This window comes from Citrobacter sp. Cpa228, from assembly GCF_030333085.1.
Taxonomy (GTDB): domain Bacteria; phylum Pseudomonadota; class Gammaproteobacteria; order Enterobacterales; family Enterobacteriaceae; genus Citrobacter; species Citrobacter pasteurii.
Genome location: NZ_JAOWGQ010000055.1, coordinates 436,601 through 457,344, shown reverse-complemented (window position 1 = coordinate 457,344; position 20,744 = coordinate 436,601). Strand labels below are relative to the sequence as shown.

Annotated in this window: 19 protein-coding genes; 11 read left to right on the top strand and 8 right to left on the bottom strand. The window is 49.8% G+C overall.

Features of this window, described 5'->3' with window-relative positions; all coding sequences use genetic code 11:
• The first annotated feature begins 137 nt into the window (after positions 1-137).
• From OGX91_RS20630 to preA, 7 genes are all read left to right on the top strand, one after another.
• Complete coding sequence (locus tag OGX91_RS20630) at positions 138-536, top strand: CidA/LrgA family protein (RefSeq protein ID WP_005129194.1); 399 nt, start codon at positions 138-140, stop codon at positions 534-536.
• A complete protein-coding gene (locus OGX91_RS20625) occupies positions 533-1,228 on the top strand; it encodes a CidB/LrgB family autolysis modulator (protein ID WP_005129195.1) in 696 nt (231 codons plus the stop codon). The genes OGX91_RS20630 and OGX91_RS20625 overlap by 4 nt, the downstream gene beginning before the upstream one ends.
• 148 nt (positions 1,229-1,376) lie before the next feature.
• Positions 1,377-2,261 (top strand): cytidine deaminase, encoded by an 885-nt coding sequence (gene cdd, locus OGX91_RS20620; RefSeq protein WP_005129196.1) that lies wholly within the window; start codon positions 1,377-1,379, stop codon positions 2,259-2,261.
• A gap of 163 nt (positions 2,262-2,424) precedes the next feature.
• Positions 2,425-3,144, top strand: coding sequence for an outer membrane permeability protein SanA (gene sanA, locus OGX91_RS20615; RefSeq protein ID WP_005129198.1), 720 nt, complete (start codon positions 2,425-2,427; stop codon positions 3,142-3,144).
• A gap of 2 nt (positions 3,145-3,146) precedes the next feature.
• Positions 3,147-3,386 carry a DUF2542 family protein gene (locus OGX91_RS20610; RefSeq protein ID WP_005129200.1) on the top strand — a complete coding sequence of 80 codons (240 nt, stop codon included), beginning with the start codon at positions 3,147-3,149 and terminating at the stop codon, positions 3,384-3,386.
• A gap of 233 nt (positions 3,387-3,619) precedes the next feature.
• Positions 3,620-4,861: an NAD(P)-dependent oxidoreductase gene (locus OGX91_RS20605; protein ID WP_286627242.1), complete on the top strand. Its 1,242-nt coding sequence runs from the start codon at positions 3,620-3,622 to the stop codon at positions 4,859-4,861.
• The gene (gene preA, locus OGX91_RS20600; protein WP_040230622.1) at positions 4,855-6,090 is read left to right on the top strand and encodes an NAD-dependent dihydropyrimidine dehydrogenase subunit PreA; all 1,236 of its coding nucleotides are present in this window, start codon (positions 4,855-4,857) and stop codon (positions 6,088-6,090) included. Before OGX91_RS20605 ends, preA begins: the two co-directional genes overlap by 7 nt.
• 57 nt (positions 6,091-6,147) lie before the next feature.
• On the opposite strand, the gene mglC is transcribed toward preA, so the two are convergent.
• From mglC to folE, 6 genes are all read right to left on the bottom strand, one after another.
• Positions 6,148-7,158: a galactose/methyl galactoside ABC transporter permease MglC gene (gene mglC / locus OGX91_RS20595; RefSeq protein WP_005129205.1), complete on the bottom strand. Its 1,011-nt coding sequence runs from the start codon at positions 7,156-7,158 to the stop codon at positions 6,148-6,150.
• 15 nt (positions 7,159-7,173) lie between these two features.
• On the bottom strand, positions 7,174-8,694 hold the full coding sequence (gene mglA, locus OGX91_RS20590) for a galactose/methyl galactoside ABC transporter ATP-binding protein MglA (RefSeq protein WP_005129207.1): 1,521 nt from the start codon (positions 8,692-8,694) through the stop codon (positions 7,174-7,176).
• A 71-nt stretch (positions 8,695-8,765) separates the two neighbouring features.
• Positions 8,766-9,764 carry a galactose/glucose ABC transporter substrate-binding protein MglB gene (gene mglB / locus OGX91_RS20585; RefSeq protein WP_003027399.1) on the bottom strand — a complete coding sequence of 333 codons (999 nt, stop codon included), beginning with the start codon at positions 9,762-9,764 and terminating at the stop codon, positions 8,766-8,768.
• A 295-nt stretch (positions 9,765-10,059) separates the two neighbouring features.
• Positions 10,060-11,082, bottom strand: a complete 1,023-nt coding sequence (galS, locus tag OGX91_RS20580; RefSeq protein WP_005129208.1) for an HTH-type transcriptional regulator GalS — start codon at positions 11,080-11,082, stop codon at positions 10,060-10,062.
• A 143-nt stretch (positions 11,083-11,225) separates the two neighbouring features.
• Positions 11,226-12,383: a DUF418 domain-containing protein YeiB gene (yeiB, locus tag OGX91_RS20575; RefSeq protein ID WP_005129209.1), complete on the bottom strand. Its 1,158-nt coding sequence runs from the start codon at positions 12,381-12,383 to the stop codon at positions 11,226-11,228.
• A 14-nt stretch (positions 12,384-12,397) separates the two neighbouring features.
• Positions 12,398-13,066: a GTP cyclohydrolase I FolE gene (gene folE / locus OGX91_RS20570; RefSeq protein WP_003027410.1), complete on the bottom strand. Its 669-nt coding sequence runs from the start codon at positions 13,064-13,066 to the stop codon at positions 12,398-12,400.
• Between the two features lie 321 nt (positions 13,067-13,387).
• Here folE and fghA point away from each other — a divergent pair, with 321 nt between their 5' ends.
• On the top strand, positions 13,388-14,224 hold the full coding sequence (fghA, locus tag OGX91_RS20565) for an S-formylglutathione hydrolase (RefSeq protein WP_040230618.1): 837 nt from the start codon (positions 13,388-13,390) through the stop codon (positions 14,222-14,224).
• Here fghA and OGX91_RS20560 read toward each other — a convergent pair whose 3' ends face one another.
• Together OGX91_RS20560 and OGX91_RS20555 are read right to left on the bottom strand one after the other, a co-directional pair.
• Positions 14,225-14,614 (bottom strand): helix-turn-helix domain-containing protein, encoded by a 390-nt coding sequence (locus OGX91_RS20560; protein ID WP_199946875.1) that lies wholly within the window; start codon positions 14,612-14,614, stop codon positions 14,225-14,227.
• Positions 14,592-15,974, bottom strand: a complete 1,383-nt coding sequence (locus OGX91_RS20555; protein WP_072041422.1) for an L-serine ammonia-lyase — start codon at positions 15,972-15,974, stop codon at positions 14,592-14,594. Before OGX91_RS20555 ends, OGX91_RS20560 begins: the two co-directional genes overlap by 23 nt.
• Positions 15,975-16,191: 217 nt before the next feature.
• On the opposite strand from OGX91_RS20555, the gene serB reads away from it, so the two are divergent.
• The 3 genes from serB (at position 16,192) to OGX91_RS20540 (ending at position 20,730) form a co-directional block, all read left to right on the top strand.
• Positions 16,192-17,073: a phosphoserine phosphatase SerB gene (gene serB, locus OGX91_RS20550; protein WP_188232060.1), complete on the top strand. Its 882-nt coding sequence runs from the start codon at positions 16,192-16,194 to the stop codon at positions 17,071-17,073.
• A gap of 31 nt (positions 17,074-17,104) precedes the next feature.
• Positions 17,105-18,427 (top strand): MFS transporter, encoded by a 1,323-nt coding sequence (locus tag OGX91_RS20545; RefSeq protein WP_040230615.1) that lies wholly within the window; start codon positions 17,105-17,107, stop codon positions 18,425-18,427.
• 317 nt (positions 18,428-18,744) lie between these two features.
• Entirely contained in the window at positions 18,745-20,730 is a 1,986-nt protein-coding gene (locus tag OGX91_RS20540; protein ID WP_040230614.1) for a ligand-gated channel protein, read from the top strand.
• The last annotated feature ends 14 nt before the right edge of the window (positions 20,731-20,744 follow it).

Below are 20,744 nucleotides of genomic sequence, written 5' to 3'. Positions count from 1 at the left end.
ATTTGGTTATGCTGATTAGGGGCATTGCCTGATGTTCCTGATATCTATTTCCACTATGCTTAGAATTCATGATGTGATCGGTAGCACGTTTTAAAGTTTAATTGTATGATGAATCAGTCTCGTCAAGGGTTTCAATTATGAGCAAGTCACTGAACATTATCTGGCAATATTTACGCGCATTCGTCCTCATTTATGCCTGCCTCTATGCAGGTATTTTTCTTGCATCACTGCTGCCTATAACGATTCCGGGCAGCATTATCGGCATGCTGATTCTGTTTGTATTGCTGGCATTACAGATCTTACCGGCAAAATGGGTAAACCCAGGTTGCTACGTACTGATTCGTTATATGGCCCTGCTGTTTGTCCCGATTGGCGTGGGGATCATGCAGTACTTTGACTTGCTACGTGCACAATTTGGTCCGGTCGTGGTGTCCTGCACCATCAGTACACTGGTCGTATTCCTGGTAGTGAGTTGGAGCTCGCACATTGTTCACGGCGAACGCAAAATCGTTGGCCAAAAAGGGTCTAAACAATGATGTCGTATATCTGGTGGTCGTTACCCCTCACCCTGGCGGTATTTTTTGCTGCACGTAAGCTGGCAGCGCGATTTAAAATGCCGCTATTGAACCCGTTGCTGGTCGCCATGGTGGTGATTATTCCCTTTCTGATGCTGACCGGTATCCCCTACGATCACTACTTCAAAGGCAGCGAGGTGCTGAACGATTTACTGCAACCTGCTGTCGTCGCTCTGGCCTATCCGTTATATGAACAGCTGCACCAAATCCGTGCCCGCTGGAAATCCATTATCGCCATCTGTTTTGCCGGCAGTGTCGTGGCCATGGTCACGGGCACATCCATTGCCCTGCTGATGGGGGCTTCACCAGAGATTGCCGCCTCTATTATGCCTAAATCCGTAACCACGCCTATCGCTATGGCTGTGGGTGGCAGTATTGGTGGTATTCCGGCAATCAGCGCAGTGTGCGTCATTTTTGTCGGTATCCTCGGTGCCGTATTTGGCCATACCCTGCTCAATGCAATGCGTATCCGTACTAAGGCGGCTCGTGGGCTGGCCATGGGCACCGCTTCGCACGCCCTGGGCACGGCACGCTGTGCAGAGCTGGACTACCAGGAAGGCGCGTTTAGCTCTCTGGCGCTGGTTATTTGCGGGATTATTACCTCATTGGTTGCCCCCTTCCTGTTCCCGGTTATCCTGGCAGTGGTTGGCTAATCAGCATTTTTAAGCTGTTTATTTGCGATGCGTTGCACATTTTTCATTTAAGTTTCATCAGTTGCATACACAATGAGATTTGGATCACATATAAAGCCCTATCAGGCCCGTAAACTACGGTTCCATTACATTGTTATGAGGCAACGCCATGCATCCACGTTTTCAAACTGCTTTTGCCCAACTCGCGGATAACTTGCAATCAGCCCTGGCCCCTATTCTGGCGGATGTACATTTCCCCGCTATGCTGACGGCTGAGCAGGTATCTTTGCTGAAACGCGAATCGGGACTGGACGAAGACGCGCTGGCATTCGCTCTGCTGCCTTTAGCTGCGGCCTGCGCGCGTACTCCGCTGTCCAACTTCAACGTTGGCGCAATCTCACGAGGTATCAGCGGAACCTGGTATTTCGGTGGGAATATGGAGTTTCTTGGTGCCACAATGCAGCAAACCGTTCACGCCGAGCAGAGCGCTATTAGCCATGCCTGGTTACGTGGCGAAAAAGGACTCGCCGCGATTACCGTCAACTACACCCCTTGCGGGCACTGCCGTCAGTTTATGAATGAGCTGAACAGCGGGCTGGATTTACGTATTCATCTGCCTGGGCGTGAACCACACGCACTACGCGACTATCTGCCGGACGCTTTTGGGCCAAAAGATCTCGACATCAAAACGCTGTTGATGGATGACCAGGATCACGGCTTCGCGCTGCAAGGCGATGCGCTGACCCAGGCGGCGATTGCCGCCGCCAACAGATGCCATATGCCGTACAGCAAATCCCCAAGCGGCGTGGCGCTGGAGTGTAAAGATGGTCAGATTTTCAGCGGCAGTTATGCTGAAAACGCCGCCTTCAATCCAACGTTGCCACCGTTGCAGGGTGCATTAAACCTGTTGAGTCTGAACGGTTACGACTATCCGGACATTCAACGTGCGGTGCTGGCAGAAAAAGCGGATGCGGCGCTTATCCAGTGGGACGCGACGTCTGCCACCCTGAACGCGCTGGGCTGCGATAATATCGAGCGCGTACTACTCGGTTAATGGTCTCAATAACGCCAGTTTGTAGGCCGGATAAGGTGTTTACACCGCCATCCGGCAATACACAGAATGCCTAAAATCCCCTCAATCAGACTGCTGTTTCTTGCGCTCCGTCGTTGGGTACAGTAGCCTGATTGAAATTCCATCCAAATAACGAGTTTTCTGCATGTTAAAGCGCGTGTTTTACAGCCTGTTAGTCTTGTTTGGCTTGCTGCTGTTGACTGTGCTTGGACTCGACAGGTGGATGAGCTGGAAGACGGCTCCCTACATCTACGACGAACTGCAGGATTTGCCCTACCGCCAGGTGGGTGTGGTTCTCGGTACAGCGAAGTATTACCGCACCGGCGTCATCAACCAGTATTACCGCTACCGCATTCAGGGTGCATTGAACGCCTATAACAGCGGAAAAGTAAACTATCTGCTGCTGAGCGGCGACAACGCGCAGCAAAGCTACAACGAACCGATGACGATGCGTAAAGACTTGATTGCCGCAGGCGTCGATCCGGCTGACATTGTGCTTGATTACGCCGGGTTTCGTACGCTCGACTCCATCGTGCGTACCCGCAAGGTATTTGATACCAACGATTTCATCATCATTACTCAGCGATTCCACTGTGAACGCGCCTTATTTATTGCGCTGCATATGGGGATTCAGGCCCAGTGCTATGCGGTACCTTCGCCAAAAGATATGCTCACCGTGCGGGTACGTGAATTTGGTGCCCGTTTTGGCGCACTCGCCGATCTCTACCTTTTCAAACGCGAACCGCGCTTTTTAGGCCCCCTGGTGCCAATTCCTGGCATGCATCAGGTACCGGACGATGCGCAGGGATATCCGGCAGTCACGCCTGAACAATTACTCGAATTACAAAAGAAACAAGGAAAATAAGCATGGATGTACAAACCCTTTTCGTCGTGTTGGCCTTTTTGCTCATTCCCGTGTTTTGTTTCCGTGAAGCCTGGAAAGGTTGGCGTACTGGCGCGGTAGATAAAATTAAGAAGAATGCGCGTGAGCCGGTTTATGCCTACCGGAATGAAGCCCCATTACAGTTCTGGTCTTATGTATTGGTTTATGCCGGATGCGGATGTTTATCTTTTGGTATGGTTATTTATTTAGTCTTTTATCGCTAAAGAGATTACCGTTATATTAGCATTTGAGAATAGCTAATATTATGATAATGGTTACTATTCCAGCATAAGGGATTAATGCTGCCTGTCAGCATTTCCTTCAAACTATCTTCTATTTGTGAATCCTTTCACAGAATACTCTTCCTGCAGTGCTTAGCCTTAAGAATAGCCTTTCACTTTTTATATTTTGTTATTAACGGTTTGCCTTAATTTACTCAAGCATTAAGGAAGAAAATATGCCACAACAAAATTATCTGGATGAGCTCACGTCGGCTTTTACCCCTTTATTAGCAATAAAAGAGGCTTCCCGCTGTTTATTATGTCACGATGCCCCTTGTAGTCAGGATTGCCCGGCGCAAACCGACCCCGGGAAATTTATTCGTTCCATTTATTTCCGCAATTTTAAAGGCGCGGCCGAAACTATCCGGGAAAATAATGCGCTCGGTGCGGTGTGCGCCCGGGTATGCCCAACCGAAAAATTATGCCAGCGCGGATGTACGCGTTCAGGAATTGATAAACCAATCGATATTGCGCGTCTGCAGCGCTTTATTACCGATTTTGAACAGCAGACGGCAATGAAAATCTATCAGCCCGCAACAAAAACGCAGGGCAAGGTCGCCATCATCGGTGCAGGCCCGGCCGGATTACAGGCCAGTGTAACGCTGAGTAATCTTGGCTATGACGTCACCCTCTTCGAAAAGCAGGCTCAGCCTGGTGGCTGGTTACGCTATGGTATTCCAGAGTTTCGTCTGCCGCAGACGGTTTTGGATCATGAGATTGCCCGTATTGTGGAAATGGGCGTGACCATCACATGCAATTGCGAAGTTGGCCATACTCTTTCCATTGAGCAACTCAAAGCGGAATATCGCGCGGTACTGATTACCGTAGGGATGTCTTACGGTTCAACGTTACCTCTGTTTGAGAGAGCGAATCACGTTGAAATTGCCGTCGATTTCCTGCAACGTGCCCGACAAGCCAGCGGCGATATTACCGTCGCAAAAAGTGCATTGATCATCGGCGGCGGCGACGTGGCGATGGATGTCGCCAGTACATTGAAGCTGTTGGGCTGCCCGTCAGTCACCTGTGTTGCGCGTGAAGAACTGGCTGATTTCCCGGCCAGCGACAAAGAGTTCAACAGCACCCAGACATTAGGGGTATCGATTATTGACGGTTTCACGCCTGTGGCGGTTAGCGGAAACCGCGTAACCTTTAAGCACGTACGCCTGCCGGGAGAACTCTCGCTTGAAGCCGAACACATTATTCTCGCCGTCGGCCAACATGCTCAGCTTGATAATTTCGCCGCGTTAAAGCCCCAGCGCAATCTTATCGATACGCAAAACTACCAAACCGCCGATCCTGTCCTGTTTGCTGCGGGCGATATTGTTGAGGGCGACAAAACGGTTGTTTACGCCGTGAAAACCGGAAAAGACGCGGCTCAGGCCATTCATCACTATTTAGAGGGAGCTTGCTCATGTTAACGAAAGATCTTTCTATTACCTTTTGCGGCGTCAAATTTCCCAACCCGTTCTGCCTCTCTTCTTCTCCGGTAGGCAACTGTTATGAAATGTGCGCCAAAGCCTATGATAGCGGCTGGGGCGGCATTGTTTTTAAAACGATCGGGTTCTTTATTGCCAATGAAGTCTCCCCCCGCTTTGACCATCTGACCAAAGAAGATACCGGCTTTATTGGCTTCAAAAACATGGAGCAAATTGCCGAGCATCCGCTGGAGGAGAATCTGGCCGCAATACGCCGCCTGAAACAGGACTACCCGGACAAGGTTCTGATTGCGTCGATCATGGGGGAAAATGAACAACAATGGCAGGAACTGGCTCGCCTGGTTGAAGAAGCGGGTGCCGACATGATCGAGTGTAACTTCTCGTGCCCGCAAATGACCTCGCATGCTATGGGCAGCGATGTCGGGCAAAGCCCTGAGCTGGTTGAAAAATATTGTCGGGCAGTCAAACGCGGCTCTTCCCTGCCAATGCTGGCTAAAATGACACCGAATATTGGTGATATGTGTGAGGTGGCGCTGGCGGCAAAACGCGGAGGTGCGGACGGTATCGCGACCATCAATACGGTTAAATCCATCACTAATATCGACCTGAACCGGAAAATCGGGATGCCGGTCGTCAACGGTAAATCCAGTATCTCCGGCTACTCCGGCAAGGCCGTTAAACCTATTGCCCTGCGTTTTATCCAACAATTGCGCACGCACTCCGAACTGCACGATTTCCCAATTAGCGGCATCGGGGGAATTGAAACCTGGGAAGATGCCGCCGAATTTTTACTGTTAGGCGCTGCCACGCTGCAGGTGACCACCGGGATCATGCAGTATGGCTATCGGATTGTGGAGGACATGGCAAGCGGGCTGTCGCATTACCTCGCCGATCAAGGATTTGACTCGCTGGAGGAGATGGTCGGTCTCGCCAACGCCAATATCATCCCTGCAGAAGAACTTGATCGTAGCTACATCGTCTATCCGCATATCAATCTCGAAAAATGTGTGGGCTGTGGTCGCTGCTACATCTCCTGCTATGACGGTGGGCATCAGGCGATGGAGTGGAATGAGGAGACCCGTACACCACACTGCGACACGGAAAAATGTGTGGGATGCTTGTTGTGCGGCCACGTTTGCCCGGTAGCCTGTATCGATCTGGGTGAGGTGAAATTTAAACCCGGTGAGAAAGAACATGCGTTAACGTTGTAACGCTGACAAAAAAGCCCGGTGCAGATTGCGCTGTGCCGGGCTTTTTGCGTTATACGATCACTTCTTACGCGCGTACTTCAGGGAGTCCAGCGCGACCGCGAAGATGATGATGCCGCCCTTGATAATATACTGCCAGTAAGGGTTCACACCGATATAGGTCAGACCGTAGTTGATGACGGTGAAGATAATAACACCGGTCACCACGCCAAACACGGTACCTACCCCGCCGCTGAACGACACGCCGCCCACCACGCACGCCGCAATCGCATCCAGCTCATACATAAAGCCGAGGTTGTTGGTCGCCGAACCGATACGCCCGGCTTCGAGCAAACCACCAAAAGCATAGAACACGCCAGACAACGCATAGATAATCAGCAGGTTCAGCGCAACGTTTACCCCGGACACTTTCGCCGCCTCCGGGTTTCCACCGATAGCGAAAATGTTTTTACCGAAGCGGGTTTTGTTCCACAGAACCCATACAAAGGCCACGGCAATCAGCGCGTAGAAGGTAATGTAGGAGAGCCGGAAACTGCCCAGCGCAATAAAGCCCTGCGCAAAGGTTGAGAATCCGCTGTCAAAGCCTGATATCGGCGATGCGCCAACGAAGTCGTAGTACAGGGAGTTGATCCCGTAAACGATAATCATCGTACCGAGGGTGGTAATAAATGGCGTCACATTCAGGTAAGCAATGATGATACCGTTTACCAGACCGATGACAGCACCGATAACGCAGACAATCAACACGACCACAATAATTGGCATCGTCGCCATTTCTGGGAACACCTTGTTGGCATTCTCCATCGACTGCAGCAAGGTTGCCGCCACGACCGCCGCCAAACCAACCTGGCGCCCTGCTGACAGGTCGGTCCCTTGGGTAACAATCAGCCCGGCAACACCCAGTGCGATAATAATACGCACCGAGGATTGCGTCAGAATATTACTCAGGTTCAGTAAACTTAAGAAAGTGGGATCCTGGAAAATAATAATCGCCAGCAAAACCAAAAGAACAACGTAAATTCCGCCTTCTTTCAGGTAAGTAAGAAAACTTTTCTTATTTAACGCACTCATGAGGAGCCCCTAATCTTAAAGGTGCAAAGACGCAAGACGGAGGATTTCGTTTTGCGTTGTCGTTTTAGTGTCAACAATTCCGGCAACGAGACCATTACTCATCACCAGAATACGATCGGTAATACCCAATAGTTCCGGCATTTCAGAGGAAATAATAATAATCCCCTTATCCTTTTTCGCGAGTTCAGCAATCAACTGATAAATTTCAAATTTCGCGCCAACATCGATACCACGTGTAGGTTCATCCAGCATCAGAATTTCTGGCTGCGTTAATAACCAGCGGCCGATAACCACCTTTTGCTGATTACCACCGGACAGTGAACCGATTTGTGTACGATGGCCTGGTGTTTTCACCCTCATCGAGTCAATTACCCACTGGGTATCACTCTTCATACGGGAATTATCCAGCAGACCGACTTTATTTTTATAGTTTTGGATATTGGAGATTAACGAGTTAAAACCAATATCCAGATAGGCATAAATACCGGTTGAGCGACGCTCTTCGGTGACCAGCGCAAAACCATGATTGATGGCCTCATTTGCGCTGTGGTTATTAATTTTTTTGCCGTGTAGCGTAATCGTACCCGATGATTTCTCACGAATACCAAACAGCGTTTCAACGATATCAGTACGTTTAGCGCCGACCAGACCAGCAATCCCGAGAATTTCCCCTTTGTGCAAATCAAACGAGACATCACGAATTGACGGCTGACGCAGCGAGGTCAGGTTACGCACTTGCAGAATCACTTCACCGGGTTTGTTTTCTTTATCCGGAAAACGTTGGTTCAGTGAACGCCCTACCATCATGGCGATAATCTTATCCATATCCAGCCCTTCCAGCGGCTGGGTCGCAATCCACTGGCCATCGCGCAGCACGGTAATTTCATCACACAGTTGAAAGATTTCTTCCATTTTGTGAGAAATATACACAATACCGCATCCACGCTCTTTCAGCTTACGGATGATGGTAAACAGATGATTAACTTCTTTCTCGGTTAATGATGACGTTGGTTCATCCATGATGACGATTTTGGCGTCATAGGAGAACGCTTTCGCAATTTCAATCATCTGCATTTGTGAAACGGATAATGTGCCGACGCGCGCGCGTGGATCGATATCAATATCCAGCTCATCAAATATCGCTTTGGTATCGCGGTACATTTTTTCCTGATCGACAAACATACCTTTGGTGGGATAGCGTCCCAACCACATGTTGTCCATCACTGAACGTTGTAATACCAGGTTTAATTCCTGGTGTACCATCGAAATACCATTCTCAAGCGCTTCTTTAGCAGAATGAAAATCGATTTCTTTACCCTGAAATAGAATACTGCCGGAATCTTTTTGATAGATCCCAAAAAGACATTTTAATAATGTGGATTTCCCCGCGCCATTCTCCCCCATTAAGGCATGAATCGAATGTGGGCGGACTTTTAAATTAACATTATCAAGAGCCTTAACGCCGGGGAAGGACTTGTTGATGCCGGTCATTTCCAACAAGTATTCGCCTGACGACTGAGTATGTGTGCTGACCATAATTATACCTTGTTGGCCTTGCAGAGTGCGTTATTAAGGGCGCAATGAAATTGCGCCCACAGACGGAGTATTTACTTATTGGTAAACTCGGCCAGATTATCTTTATCGACACCTACGTACGGAACGCGAACAATCTTGTTCTCAATTTTCCAGTTGGTGCCATCTGCCGCACCTTTGCCATCAGCCAGGTTTTTCGCCAGATCAAAAGTGGCTTTCGCCTGGTTATTCGCATCGTTCAGCACGGTACCAGCCATAGCGCCAGATTTCACCAGCGCCAGTGCTTCAGGCAGGGCATCCACGCCAAATACCGGTACGCTGGTTTTATTGTGTGCCTTCAGCGCTTCAACTGCGCCCATTGCCATCGCATCGTTGTTGGCGATAACGACTTCGATTTTGTTCGCGTTCGGACCGGACATCCACGCATCCATCTTATCTTTCGCCTGGGCGGTATCCCACATTGCAGTATCTAACTGCAGTTGCTCAGTTTTAATGCCTTTGTCGTTCAGCTCTTTGATCACGTAGGTCGTACGTGCTTCGGCATCCGGGTGTCCCGGTTCGCCTTTCAGCAGAACAAACTGAATTTTGCCGTCTTTGTTCAGATCCCAGTTCGGGTTAGCGGCCCAGTGCTTGGCAATCAAATCACCCTGAATAATCCCGGACTCTTTAGAGTCAGTGCCGACATAATAGGCTTTGTCATAGCTGTCCAGCGCTTTACGGGAAGGCTCTTTGTTGAAGAACACAATCGGTACGTTCTGCCCGCGTGCTTTTTCAATGACCGTGCCTGCTGCTGCCGGGTCAACCAGGTTAATCGCCAGTGCTTTAACGCCTTTTGCCAGCAGCACATCAATCTGATCGTTCTGTTTGGACTGATCGTTTTGCGAGTCATTCATCAGCAGCTGTACATCCGGCGCCGCTTTGGCATCTTTTTCAATAGCCTTACGTACTACTGACATAAAGTTATCGTCATATTTATAGATAGTCACACCAATGCGGGTATCAGCAGCGTGCGCAGCCGCGCCGAATAACATGCTTGCCATTACAGCAGACAGGGTCAACACCTTCTTATTCATGGTATCTCCGGTTTTATTATGCAGGGTAGTGCTTGAGATAAATGCTCGGCAGGCAGAACGTTACTGAAGTGTTACTGAACGCCGAAGCTCACTTTTAAAAATATTTCTTCCGTGTCTGGCAACGCTCCAAAAACAGGCTTTAATTTTTGTTTAAGACGCCTATACCTCGATGAAAGTGATTATTCACCGTTACATAGTAGTTACAGCGCAGCAAACAGTGTCATCATAGCTATCGCATTGTTAAGATACTGTGAATTTACTCACATATTGAAAGCGGTTACATAGCCCGACATTATCAGTTAGTGATCGGTGCCGCATTCTGCCGCAAAGCCACAGAATGGCGCCGTACCAGCGTCGGCATAAAGCAATGTGTTGCGTCAGGATCCAGCGTTCCCGCCGCGCCTTGTAGCGCAAGCTCAGTGGCCATTTTTGCCATAGAAGCAATAGGATAGCGCACCGTTGTCAGTTGTGGGTCGGTGTAACGTGCGATAGGAATATCGTCGAAACCAATGATAGACAGATGTAATGGAATGGCGATGCCGTTGTCTTTTAGCGCCGTTAGCGCGCCAGCGGCCATATTGTCGTTGTACGCGAAGACTGCCGTAAGTTGCAGGTTACGTCCCAGCAGTTCCACCATTGCGGACTCTCCGCCCTGCATATCCGGTGAACCGGTACCTATCCAACTGTCGGCCGGGGTAACTCCCTGTTCTTTCATGGCACTTAGCCACCCCTCTTTACGCATGGCATCGTCCTCGATGCGGTGGCTTGACGCCAGATAACCGATACGTTGATGCCCATTATTCAGCAACATGCGGGTCGCCATTTTAGCCCCGCTGATGTTATCCAGACAGACGCAACGGTGGGCGTAACCCGGGACCAGGCGGTTGATCAGCACCATACCGGGGATCTGATCCATAAACTCGGCCAGCTCGCGATCGCTCAACGCTTTCGAGTGAACAATCAGTGCGTTACAACGCTGACGAATCAGCACCTCAATGGCATGACGCTCTTTTTCAGCTTCGTGGTAGCTGTTGCCAATCAGGACGTACTTCTGATGCTGCTGGGCAACCAGGTCCACGGCTTTGACCAGCGCGCCAAAAAATGCATCTGAAACATCCATCACCACAACGCCAATCGTCTCGCTCACCTGCGTCGCCAGCGCTTGCGCGTTGGCATTCGGTCGATAGCCCAACAGAGTGACTGCCTTCATTACCGCTTCACGCGTATCGGGACTCACCAGCGCGCTGTTGTTCAGTACGCGGGAAACAGTCGCGACAGAAACGCCAGACTGTCGTGCCACATCACGGATGGTTACCATATTCACTACCCTGTTTAAGATGCGGTTACCCGCAGACACCCCAGGCTGTGTATTTTGTCAGCACAACGACACGGACTGCGTGAGTGATGTCACAGGAATGAAAGCGCTTACATCCATTTTGTTAATGAATGTGATCCAGATCGTTATCTGGATGTTCGCGGTAATGATGTCCCTGACGCACGCAGGGTTAATTGACGCCATAGCCATTCTACCGGGCCTTGCCGGTAAAAATGCAACCAAATGACGGAGAAAAGCAGGTTTACAGCCCAGACCGGAATGACGAAATACAGCAACTCCAGCCGGTCGAATTTCATAAATAAGCCTGCCTGGTAAAACAGCGTGGTGCAAATTAAGGTTTGTAACAAATAGTTGGTTAGCGCCATGCGCCCCACGCAGGCGATGGCAATGACCCATTTTAAACGGCTAAGCTGCGGCCAGAAACCGAACATCAGCGCAGCGTAACCAATGGTCTGCAACGGCGCGCCCAGCTCTCGCGGAGCTTGTAACAGGAAAGCACACCAGCGGTAGGCCCAGTCCAGATGCCACTGAGCGATGACAGCAGGCAGGTTAATCGCCATCCCAATAATGACCAATAACGCGCCGGTACGTCGATAGTGTTGCAAACTGTACTGCCCTTTCAGCCAACCGCTGCGCATTAATGCTGCGCCGAGCAGCATCATCCCTGCCAGCTGCCAGCCGTACTGCGCACCCAACGCCAGCAAGCTATTGGACATCATATCCACGCGATTGCTGACCGCTTCCATTCCGCCGTTCACCTTCCAGTATTTTTCATACAGCAACGCAGAAGCATCTGGTGTCCAGGCGCGACTGGTCTCACTTCCGGAGATAAATCCCAGCAGCAGCAGTACGCCAACTCCCACCAGATAGAGCAACACGCCGGTATTAAACAGACTTTTGACCGAAGGGGCATCGCGAACCAGCCGCCAGCAAATCAGCCCAATCAGGCCATACGCCAGCAGGATATCGCCATCCCAGAACAGTAAACCGTGAATAAACCCCAGCAGAACCAGCAAAGTGAGTCGTGACTGGATCCAACGTTTGCCTCTCGGTAGCAGCATCTGCAGACCCGCGCCAAATAGCAGCGCAAACAGCGTGAGGAATTTTACCTGCGCAAAGAGATCGAGCAGCGCCCAGGTCCAGGCGTCGGATAAGGTGATGTTGCCATACCACGCGGGATTGAGGTATGCCGCCTTTGGCAGGCCAAAGGCGCTAATATTGAGAAGCAGGATGCCGAGGATGGCGACGCCACGAATAAAATCCAGCGTGACATTACGCTCCATGACCCCTGCCCTGATCAGTTGTGGTGACGCACGGCGCGCAGGAATTCCTGACGCGTATTCTGGCTGGACTTAAACAATCCGCCAAGCGAGGTAGTGGTGGTGGCGCTGGTCGCATCACGGATACCACGCGCTTTCACGCAGTAATGCACCGCATCAATCGACACTGCCACATTGTTCGTCCCGAGCAGCGTTTGCAGCGCGGTAAGAATTTGCTGGGTCAGTCGTTCCTGGACCTGCGGGCGCTGAGCGAAGAACTGTACAATGCGGTTAATCTTCGACAGACCGATGACCGAATCTTTCGGAATGTACGCCACCGTCGCCTTGCCATCGATAGTGACAAAGTGGTGCTCGCAGGTGCTGGTCAGCGTGATATCGCGAACCGTGACCATCTCATCAACCTTCATCTTATTTTCAATGACGGTGATTTTCGGGAAGTTGGCGTAATCCAGGCCGGAGAAAATCTCATCGACATACATTTTAGCGATGCGATGTGGCGTTTCCATCAGACTGTCATCGCTCAAATCAAGATTGAGCAATTGCATAATCTCGGTCATATGACCGGAGATCAGACGTTTGCGCGTTTCGTTATCCATCTCTTGCACGGGCGGGCGTAGTGGTGTTTCAAGACCACGCGCGACCAGCGCTTCATGAACCAGGGCCGCTTCTTTACTGAGTGATGACATTTCTTTTTCTCCTGCAGGTGGGGCGCCTCTGCCCTGCGTGGGGCAAAGTTTTTAGGCTGTGTCACAGCCAGAACATTGTGCGTGAGGCGGCGCACATAATCCAGTATTCACCGCGATAATTATTGAAATTGGTGCAGCCTTTTAGCACACAGATTTCATACGTCGTTCAACCGGGTGAATTCGAGTGTTAATGTAAAGTTATATAGATGATGAAGTATGTTTGCTCAATGCGGAAGTGAAAGTTACTCACAGTGCAATGAATAATCTGTATTATGGTGAGTTCGCAAACACATACAGGTTCAACACAACAAGGAGCCACGCATGGAAATGCTTGAAGAGCACCGCTGTTTTGAAGGCTGGCAGCAACGCTGGCGTCATGACTCCACCACGCTAAATTGCACCATGACCTTCAGTATTTTTCTTCCACCCCCCCGGGATAACACCCCGCCTCCGGTGCTGTACTGGCTGTCGGGTTTGACCTGCAATGATGAAAACTTCACCACTAAAGCCGGAGCACAACGCATCGCGGCTGAACTGGGCATCGTTTTGGTGATGCCTGATACCAGCCCGCGTGGGGAACAGGTCGCTAATGATGAAGGCTACGATTTAGGCCAGGGTGCCGGATTTTATCTCAATGCCACGCAACAACCGTGGGCAACGCATTTTCACATGTATGACTATCTGCGTGACGAACTGCCGGCACTCATTCAGTCACAGTTTAACGTCAGCGATCGCTGCGCCATCAGCGGACACTCTATGGGGGGGCATGGTGCACTGATCATGGCACTGAAAAACCCAGGCAAATACACCAGCGTTTCTGCCTTCGCCCCCATCGTCAATCCCTGTCGCGTACCGTGGGGTGAGAAAGCCTTTAGCGCCTACTTGGGTGAGGATAAATCACGATGGGCGGAATGGGACAGCTGTGCGCTGATGCTGGCCAGCAAACCCGAAGATGCGATCCCAACGCTGATTGATCAGGGGGATAGCGATCAGTTTCTCGCCGATCAGCTGCAGCCTGCAGTGCTGGCGGAAACAGCCCGTCAAACCGCATGGCCAATGACGTTACGCATTCAGCCTGGTTACGATCACAGCTATTACTTTATTGCGTCGTTTATTGAGGATCACCTGCGTTTTCACGCCCAGTATTTGCTGAAGTGATCACCAGCAAAGCGTCTTTTCTATTGCCGCGCTGTAACTCACCTCTTCGGATTGCGGCGCGGCCGCTTTACGATTTAAATCGGCCGCCTGTTGGCGGACCTGTAATCGTCCCGAATTGTCACCTCCCTCGTAGCCTTCGTTAAAATTGCGCATCTCAGACTCAAACAGAATCGCATCCAGATGGTGCAGTTTACTCAGTGCCCGCAACAGGGAAATAAGTGTATCCAGATTCAGGCCGCCGCCTTTTTCGATGCGTTTAATGGTCGCAATCCCCACCTGTGCACGGTCGGCAAGCTGCTGCTGCGTGAGCGCCAGAGAAATTCGCGTTTCCCTGATGCGAGCGCATAATGACAAGATGATTTCATCATTATTCATGGTGTGATATTTCATGCCGCCCTCCCGGTTTTTTGGGCTGAATTTTCCCCAGGCAGCCGTGATACGTTTCACGGTACTTCGCACTCATGTCTTTACCCGTTTCATACATCGCTGCAATCACCTCATCGAGCGAAACACATGGTTCACTGATGCGACTCATCGCCATCGTTGCGGCGTTAATCGCTTTTACTGACGAAATCGCATTTCGTTCGACACAAGGAATTTGCACCTGACCGCCAACCGGATCGCAGGTCAGTCCGAGATGGTGCTCCATGGCAATTTCTGCGGCACTTAACACCTGGCCGACGGAAGCGCCCATCAGCTCTGCTAATCCGGCTGCAGCCATCGAACTTGCCACGCCGATCTCTCCCTGACACCCGACCTCAGAACCTAAAATGGATGCGTTTTGCTTGAACAGTAGCGCGATGGCACCCGCGGTGAGGAAAAAGCGGATAACCGACGCGTTATCCAGTTTGCAGACAAACTTATCGTACCAACTGAGAACCGCTGGAATGATACCGCTTGCTCCATTGGTCGGCGCGGTCACCACCCGTCCCCCGGCGGCGTTTTCCTCGCTGACGGCAATCGCAAACGCATTCACCCAGTTGATGTTGGTGAGAAAATCGTTAGCAGAGGGTCTGGTTGCCAGTGATTTATGCAAAGAGCAGGCCCGGCGCGGTACTTGATACGCGCCAGGCAGCAGCCCTTCAGTATGCAGACCACGTTGGACTGCCTGCTGCATCACCGCCCAAATCCGCGCAAAATAATCATGCAAAGCCGCCTGTGAATGCATCTGTAACTCATTTTTCATCATTAATGCCGCAACGGATAATCCATTGCGCTGGCACAGTTCCTGCAACTGAGTCGCATTTTGAAAAGCAAAAGGAAATACGTTTACTCGCGCTGACTTCGCGAGCGCAGGCTCACCCGGTTTACAAACCTGTCCTGAGCCAGTTGAAAACCATGTTTCTTCATACAACGTAAAATAATCATCCCTGGCGCGAAACGTCATCGCATAGGGATGGCCGGAATGTGGTTGTTGATTCGACTTAATAGCGACCGTCACGGCAACTGAAGGTGAAAGCGCCAAAGTGCCGTCCTGTTCAGCTCGTTTAATGGCTTCCATCTGCTGGCGTAAATCAACTTCATCCGGCTGATTGCCTAGCAACCCCAGATAAAGTGCAATATCAACGTTATGGCACTTGCGGCTTAATGAGAGCGCGCCATACAACTCGACCTCAATTTTTCGCGTCAGTGGCAAGATCTCCTGCTGCTTTAATTGTGAAATGAAGTTAAACGCGGCACGCATTGGCCCTACGGTTCTTGAACTGGAAGGTCCAATGACGACTTTAAAAATATCAACACAACTTTCCATTTTTATACCCATCCCTGTCAGTCACAACAGAATATACCGCCAGTGGCAACAGACCGTGACTTGTATATCAAAAACGATACCTTTCAGACTATGTTTATTTGTTGGTATAAAAAACAATACTATTTTATCTTTTTTTTAACCTTCACATCTGTGATAAAGCTGGATTCAATCGTCACTCTTCATTAATACAATAACCTCAGTTTACAGGAGTGACATTATGGCAATTATTTATTTTATCAGTTCAAAAGAGCCTGAAAAACTTCAGGCGTGGCTGTACGATACGGTTCTAAACACTAATCAATTTCAGTACACACTGGAAAACTTATATACCACCACTATTAATAAACCGTATCTGAAATTATCTCTACCCGATAAGATATTCACGGATGACATATATAGGAAGCTGAGGACGACATCACTCATTCAGCAATTTGATTTCTTCCTAAAACCGCAAATCACTCCAACGAACGGTATAATTGCCTTTGACATGGATTCGACCTTTATTGAGGAAGAAGGTGTCGATGAGATCGCTCGGGCGCTGGGCATCACTGAACAGATCAGGGAACTGACACAGCAGGCGATGGAAGGAAAACTGGATTTCAATAGCAGCTTTACCCGTCGTATCGGTATGTTAAAAGGGACGCATATCGATGTAATTAATGGCGTATGCGATCGGATGACTGCCTCGCCAGGTATCACCACCATTTTGCCATTACTCAAACAGAAAGGGTTTAAAACAGCCATCATTTCTGGCGGATTAGATATTTTCACTCAACGATTACAGCAAAAATATCAGCTGGACTATGTATTTTCGAATACCGTAGAAGTCAGAAATCACGTGCTGACGGATAATATTTCCATGCCGATCATGAACGCAGAAAATAAACAAAAAACGCTAGCTACATTTGCCGACACGCTGCAGATCCCTCAGCAGAACATTATTGCCTGCGGTGATGGCGCTAACGATATCCCCATGCTTATGTATGCAGGCACGGGTATTGCCTGGAAAGCAAAACCAGCGGTCAGAGATTTAATCGCTAATCAGATTAATTTTCATGGATTCGAGTCGCTTCTGTTCTATATCGAAAATGAATTATAACCTCACGAGCACTGCCTGAAGGGAAACTCATATGAGCTTGAAATCATTTATTTTCAGCCAGGCTGACAAGCCGGTTGTAAAAGAAAAAAAAGAGATTGATCATACTTACAAAAAATTCCGTATAGAGATTATTACCTCCGTCTTTATCTCTTACGCCGTCTTTTATTTAACACGTAAAAACTTCTCAGCAGCCATGCCAGCCATGTTGTCAGATACCGCTCTGACCGCAGAAGATTTTGCCATCATGTCTTCACTGTTTTACATCCTGTATGGCTCAATGAAGTTTGTTGGCGGCATGCTGGTTGACAAAATCAATCCGAAAGCCATGACCGGCCCGGTGCTTATTGGCGTTGGGATCGTTAATATTCTGTTTGGTTTTTCCGACAGCGTTGCCGCGTTTTATGTGTTGTACAGCCTGAATGCTATCCTCCAGGGCACCAGTTTTCCGCCAATGGCAAAGATCATGGCATCCTGGTTTTCCAAGAATGAACGCGGACGTTGGTGGGCGGTCGTTGAAGCGGCGCATAATATTGGCGGCAGTCTCGCCCCACTGCTGACAAGTTTCGCGATTGTCTGGAGCGGTAGCTGGAAAATGGGTTTTTATGTACCGGGCGCGATCTCCTTGCTGATGGGAATCATTGCGCTCTGTACGATTAAAGACCGTCCCGGGACCTTAGGTTTGCCTAACGTTGGCGAATGGCGTAAGGATCCAACAGAGCTTGCCCAAGTGAAAGCCAGCCCGGTAAATCTCTCCTTTTGGCAGATTTTCGTTAAATATATCCTGATTAACCCGCTAGTGTGGATTATTATCGTTGGTGATATGTCCGTTTATATTGCCCGTACGATCCTCAACGACTGGCCGCAAATTTACTATTCTCAGATGCATGGCTGGAGTCTGATTAAAGCCAATTCCATTATCTCGTGGTTTGAAGCCGGTGGCCTCGCCGGTGGGTTACTGGCGGGTTACTTATCTGACTTTATGTTTAAAAGTAACCGCTGGATGACAGGTTTAATATTCGCATTAATGCTGTGCGTGTGTATTACCTTAATCCCACTGGTTCAGGATACCTCATATACCATTACGGCCATTCTCTTCACCATTATGGGTTTCGCCCTGTACGGCCCGCATATGCTTTTTGCCGTAGGTTGTCTGGATGTCACTCACAAAGATGCGGCGGGATCGATAACCGGTTTCCGGGGATTATTCAGCTATGTCGGCGCCGCGTTAGCGGGTGTACCGGTGATCTTAGTGAAGAACAACTGGGAGTGGTCTGGTGTCTATTTGTATGCCGTGCTCGCAATCCTGTTAACCACCCTTTCACTGGCCTTGCTGGCTAAATTCCATCGGCTATAAGCCAGTTATGACATGGTAGCGGTGGTTTCGCCGCTACCATAAAGATGCGGTAGGTCCCGCCCTCTTCATTTCTCCATCTTTTCTTCACTTTTTCTCCTTTTTTATTTCATCGCTATCTCATTGACCCTAAAAGCTTTTTCTTGTTCTTTATATCAAACACAAATGATTTCTATTATCATTTGTGTTTACAAATATTCATACTTTTGTACAATCCCCCCGCTTCTTTACTGAAAAGAGTCCTTAAAAGACAAATACATACAATTGTCATGGCCTTTCACATGACACGCAGTTAGATTCATTTAAATGGAATGATACAAATGACTATACCTCACGTTAAGGCTGTAGCCGCCGCAGTATGCGTCGCGAGTCTCCCATCACTCGTCTATGCCGCCGACCAGGATACCGTGGTCGTCACCGCCACCGGGTTTGAGCAAAAAATTCAGGATGCCCCCGCCTCCATTTCGGTTATTACCAAGCAGCAGATCGAAGATAAAGCCTATCGCGATGTGACCGATGCACTGAAAGACGTCCCAGGTGTTGTTGTGACCGGCGGCGGTAGCAGCAGTGATATCAGCATCCGCGGTATGGCCTCACAATACACGCTGTTCCTGGTCAACGGTAAACGCATCAGTACGCGCGGCACACGCCCGAACAGCGACAACGCGGGTATTGAGCAAGGCTGGCTGCCGCCGCTGGAATCGATCGAGCGTATCGAGGTGATCCGCGGCCCGATGTCGTCTCTGTACGGCTCTGACGCTATGGGCGGCGTGATTAACGTGATCACCAAAAAAGTCTCGAATACTAAAGCCTGGACCGGCTCCCTGCATGGTGATGCCACCCTCCAGGAAGATCGGGACTCCGGTGACCTTTACCAGACCAATGCATACGCGTCCGGCCCCCTGATCGACGGGCTACTCGGCGCAAAAGTGACCGGGCTGTTCTCCCATCGCGGAGAAGATAAGATAGTCAATGGTTACAATGAACAACGCCTGCGCAACGGCGGACTCACCCTCAACTTCACCCCGGATGATAAAAATGACATCGACTTCGATGTCGCGCATGAACTACAGGATCGCAACAGCACTCCGGGCGAATCGATGGCGGCAGAAAACTGCCGTAACGGTGTTTGTAAGCCAAACAGCAAAAGCTACAACCGTTATGAACACACGACGTATTCATTAACCCACAGCGGTTATTACGACGATTTCAACAGCACCAGCTATGTTCAGCAGGAAGAGACCAAAAACCCTGGTCGTCAGATGAAATCCTACAATACGATCTTCAATAACCAGAACCAGGTCTTCCTCGGGGCGCACACCCTGACAGTTGGCGGGCAATACCGTTATGAAAAACTGCGCGATAACGGCAACCAACTGCAAGCAGCTGACGGTCTGAACAAGCTGACTCGCTGGAGTTGGGCATTGTTTGCCGAAGATGAATGGGCGGTTACCGATACTTTCACGCTGACCGGCGGTCTGCGTATGGATAAAGATGAAAACTACGGTGACAACTGGACGCCGCGCGGCTATGGCGTATGGCACCTGAGCGATCAGTGGACCTTAAAAGGGGGTGTTTCTGCGGGCTATCGTGCACCGGATCTGCGCCAGTCTTCTGCCAGTTGGGGACAAGTGACCGGTGGCGGTCGTCTGAACGGAATCATTGTCGGCAACCCGGATCTGAAACCAGAAAAAAGCCTGAGCGAAGAGATCGGTTTACTGTGGGATAACGGCAACGACCTCAATGCGGGTGTCACGCTGTTCAATACTGACTTCAAAAACAAAATCACCGAAGTTCGTCGCTGTAACAGCAGCGCCGATCCAGCTTGTACTATTGGTAACACTCATTACGACTTTGTCAGCGATCGGGTTAACGTTGATAAAGCCAATATGCGCGGCGTCGAATCCACCTTCGGTTGGAAGATGACCTCCGACATCAACTGGACAGCGAACTATACCTACACTGAATCTGAGCAGAAAAGCGGCCAGTTCTCGGGTCAGCCGTTAAACAAAATGCCGAAGCATATGTTCAACACCACGCTGGACTGGCAGGCGACCCAGGATCTCGGTTTCTGGAGCCGCCTGAATCTGCGTGGCAAAACATCAGAATACCTGAGCCGTACTTCCATGGCGCAAGGCACGCCGTCCTATACGCAGGTCGATATCGGTATGCGTTACTATGCGACCAAAGATGTACTGCTTACTGCTGGCGTGTATAACGTGCTGGATAAACAGATTGATTACGATACCTATGACACCGTGCTTGATGGTCGTCGCTACACTGTTGGCCTGACTTACAACTTCTAAGTCTGACGCAATAA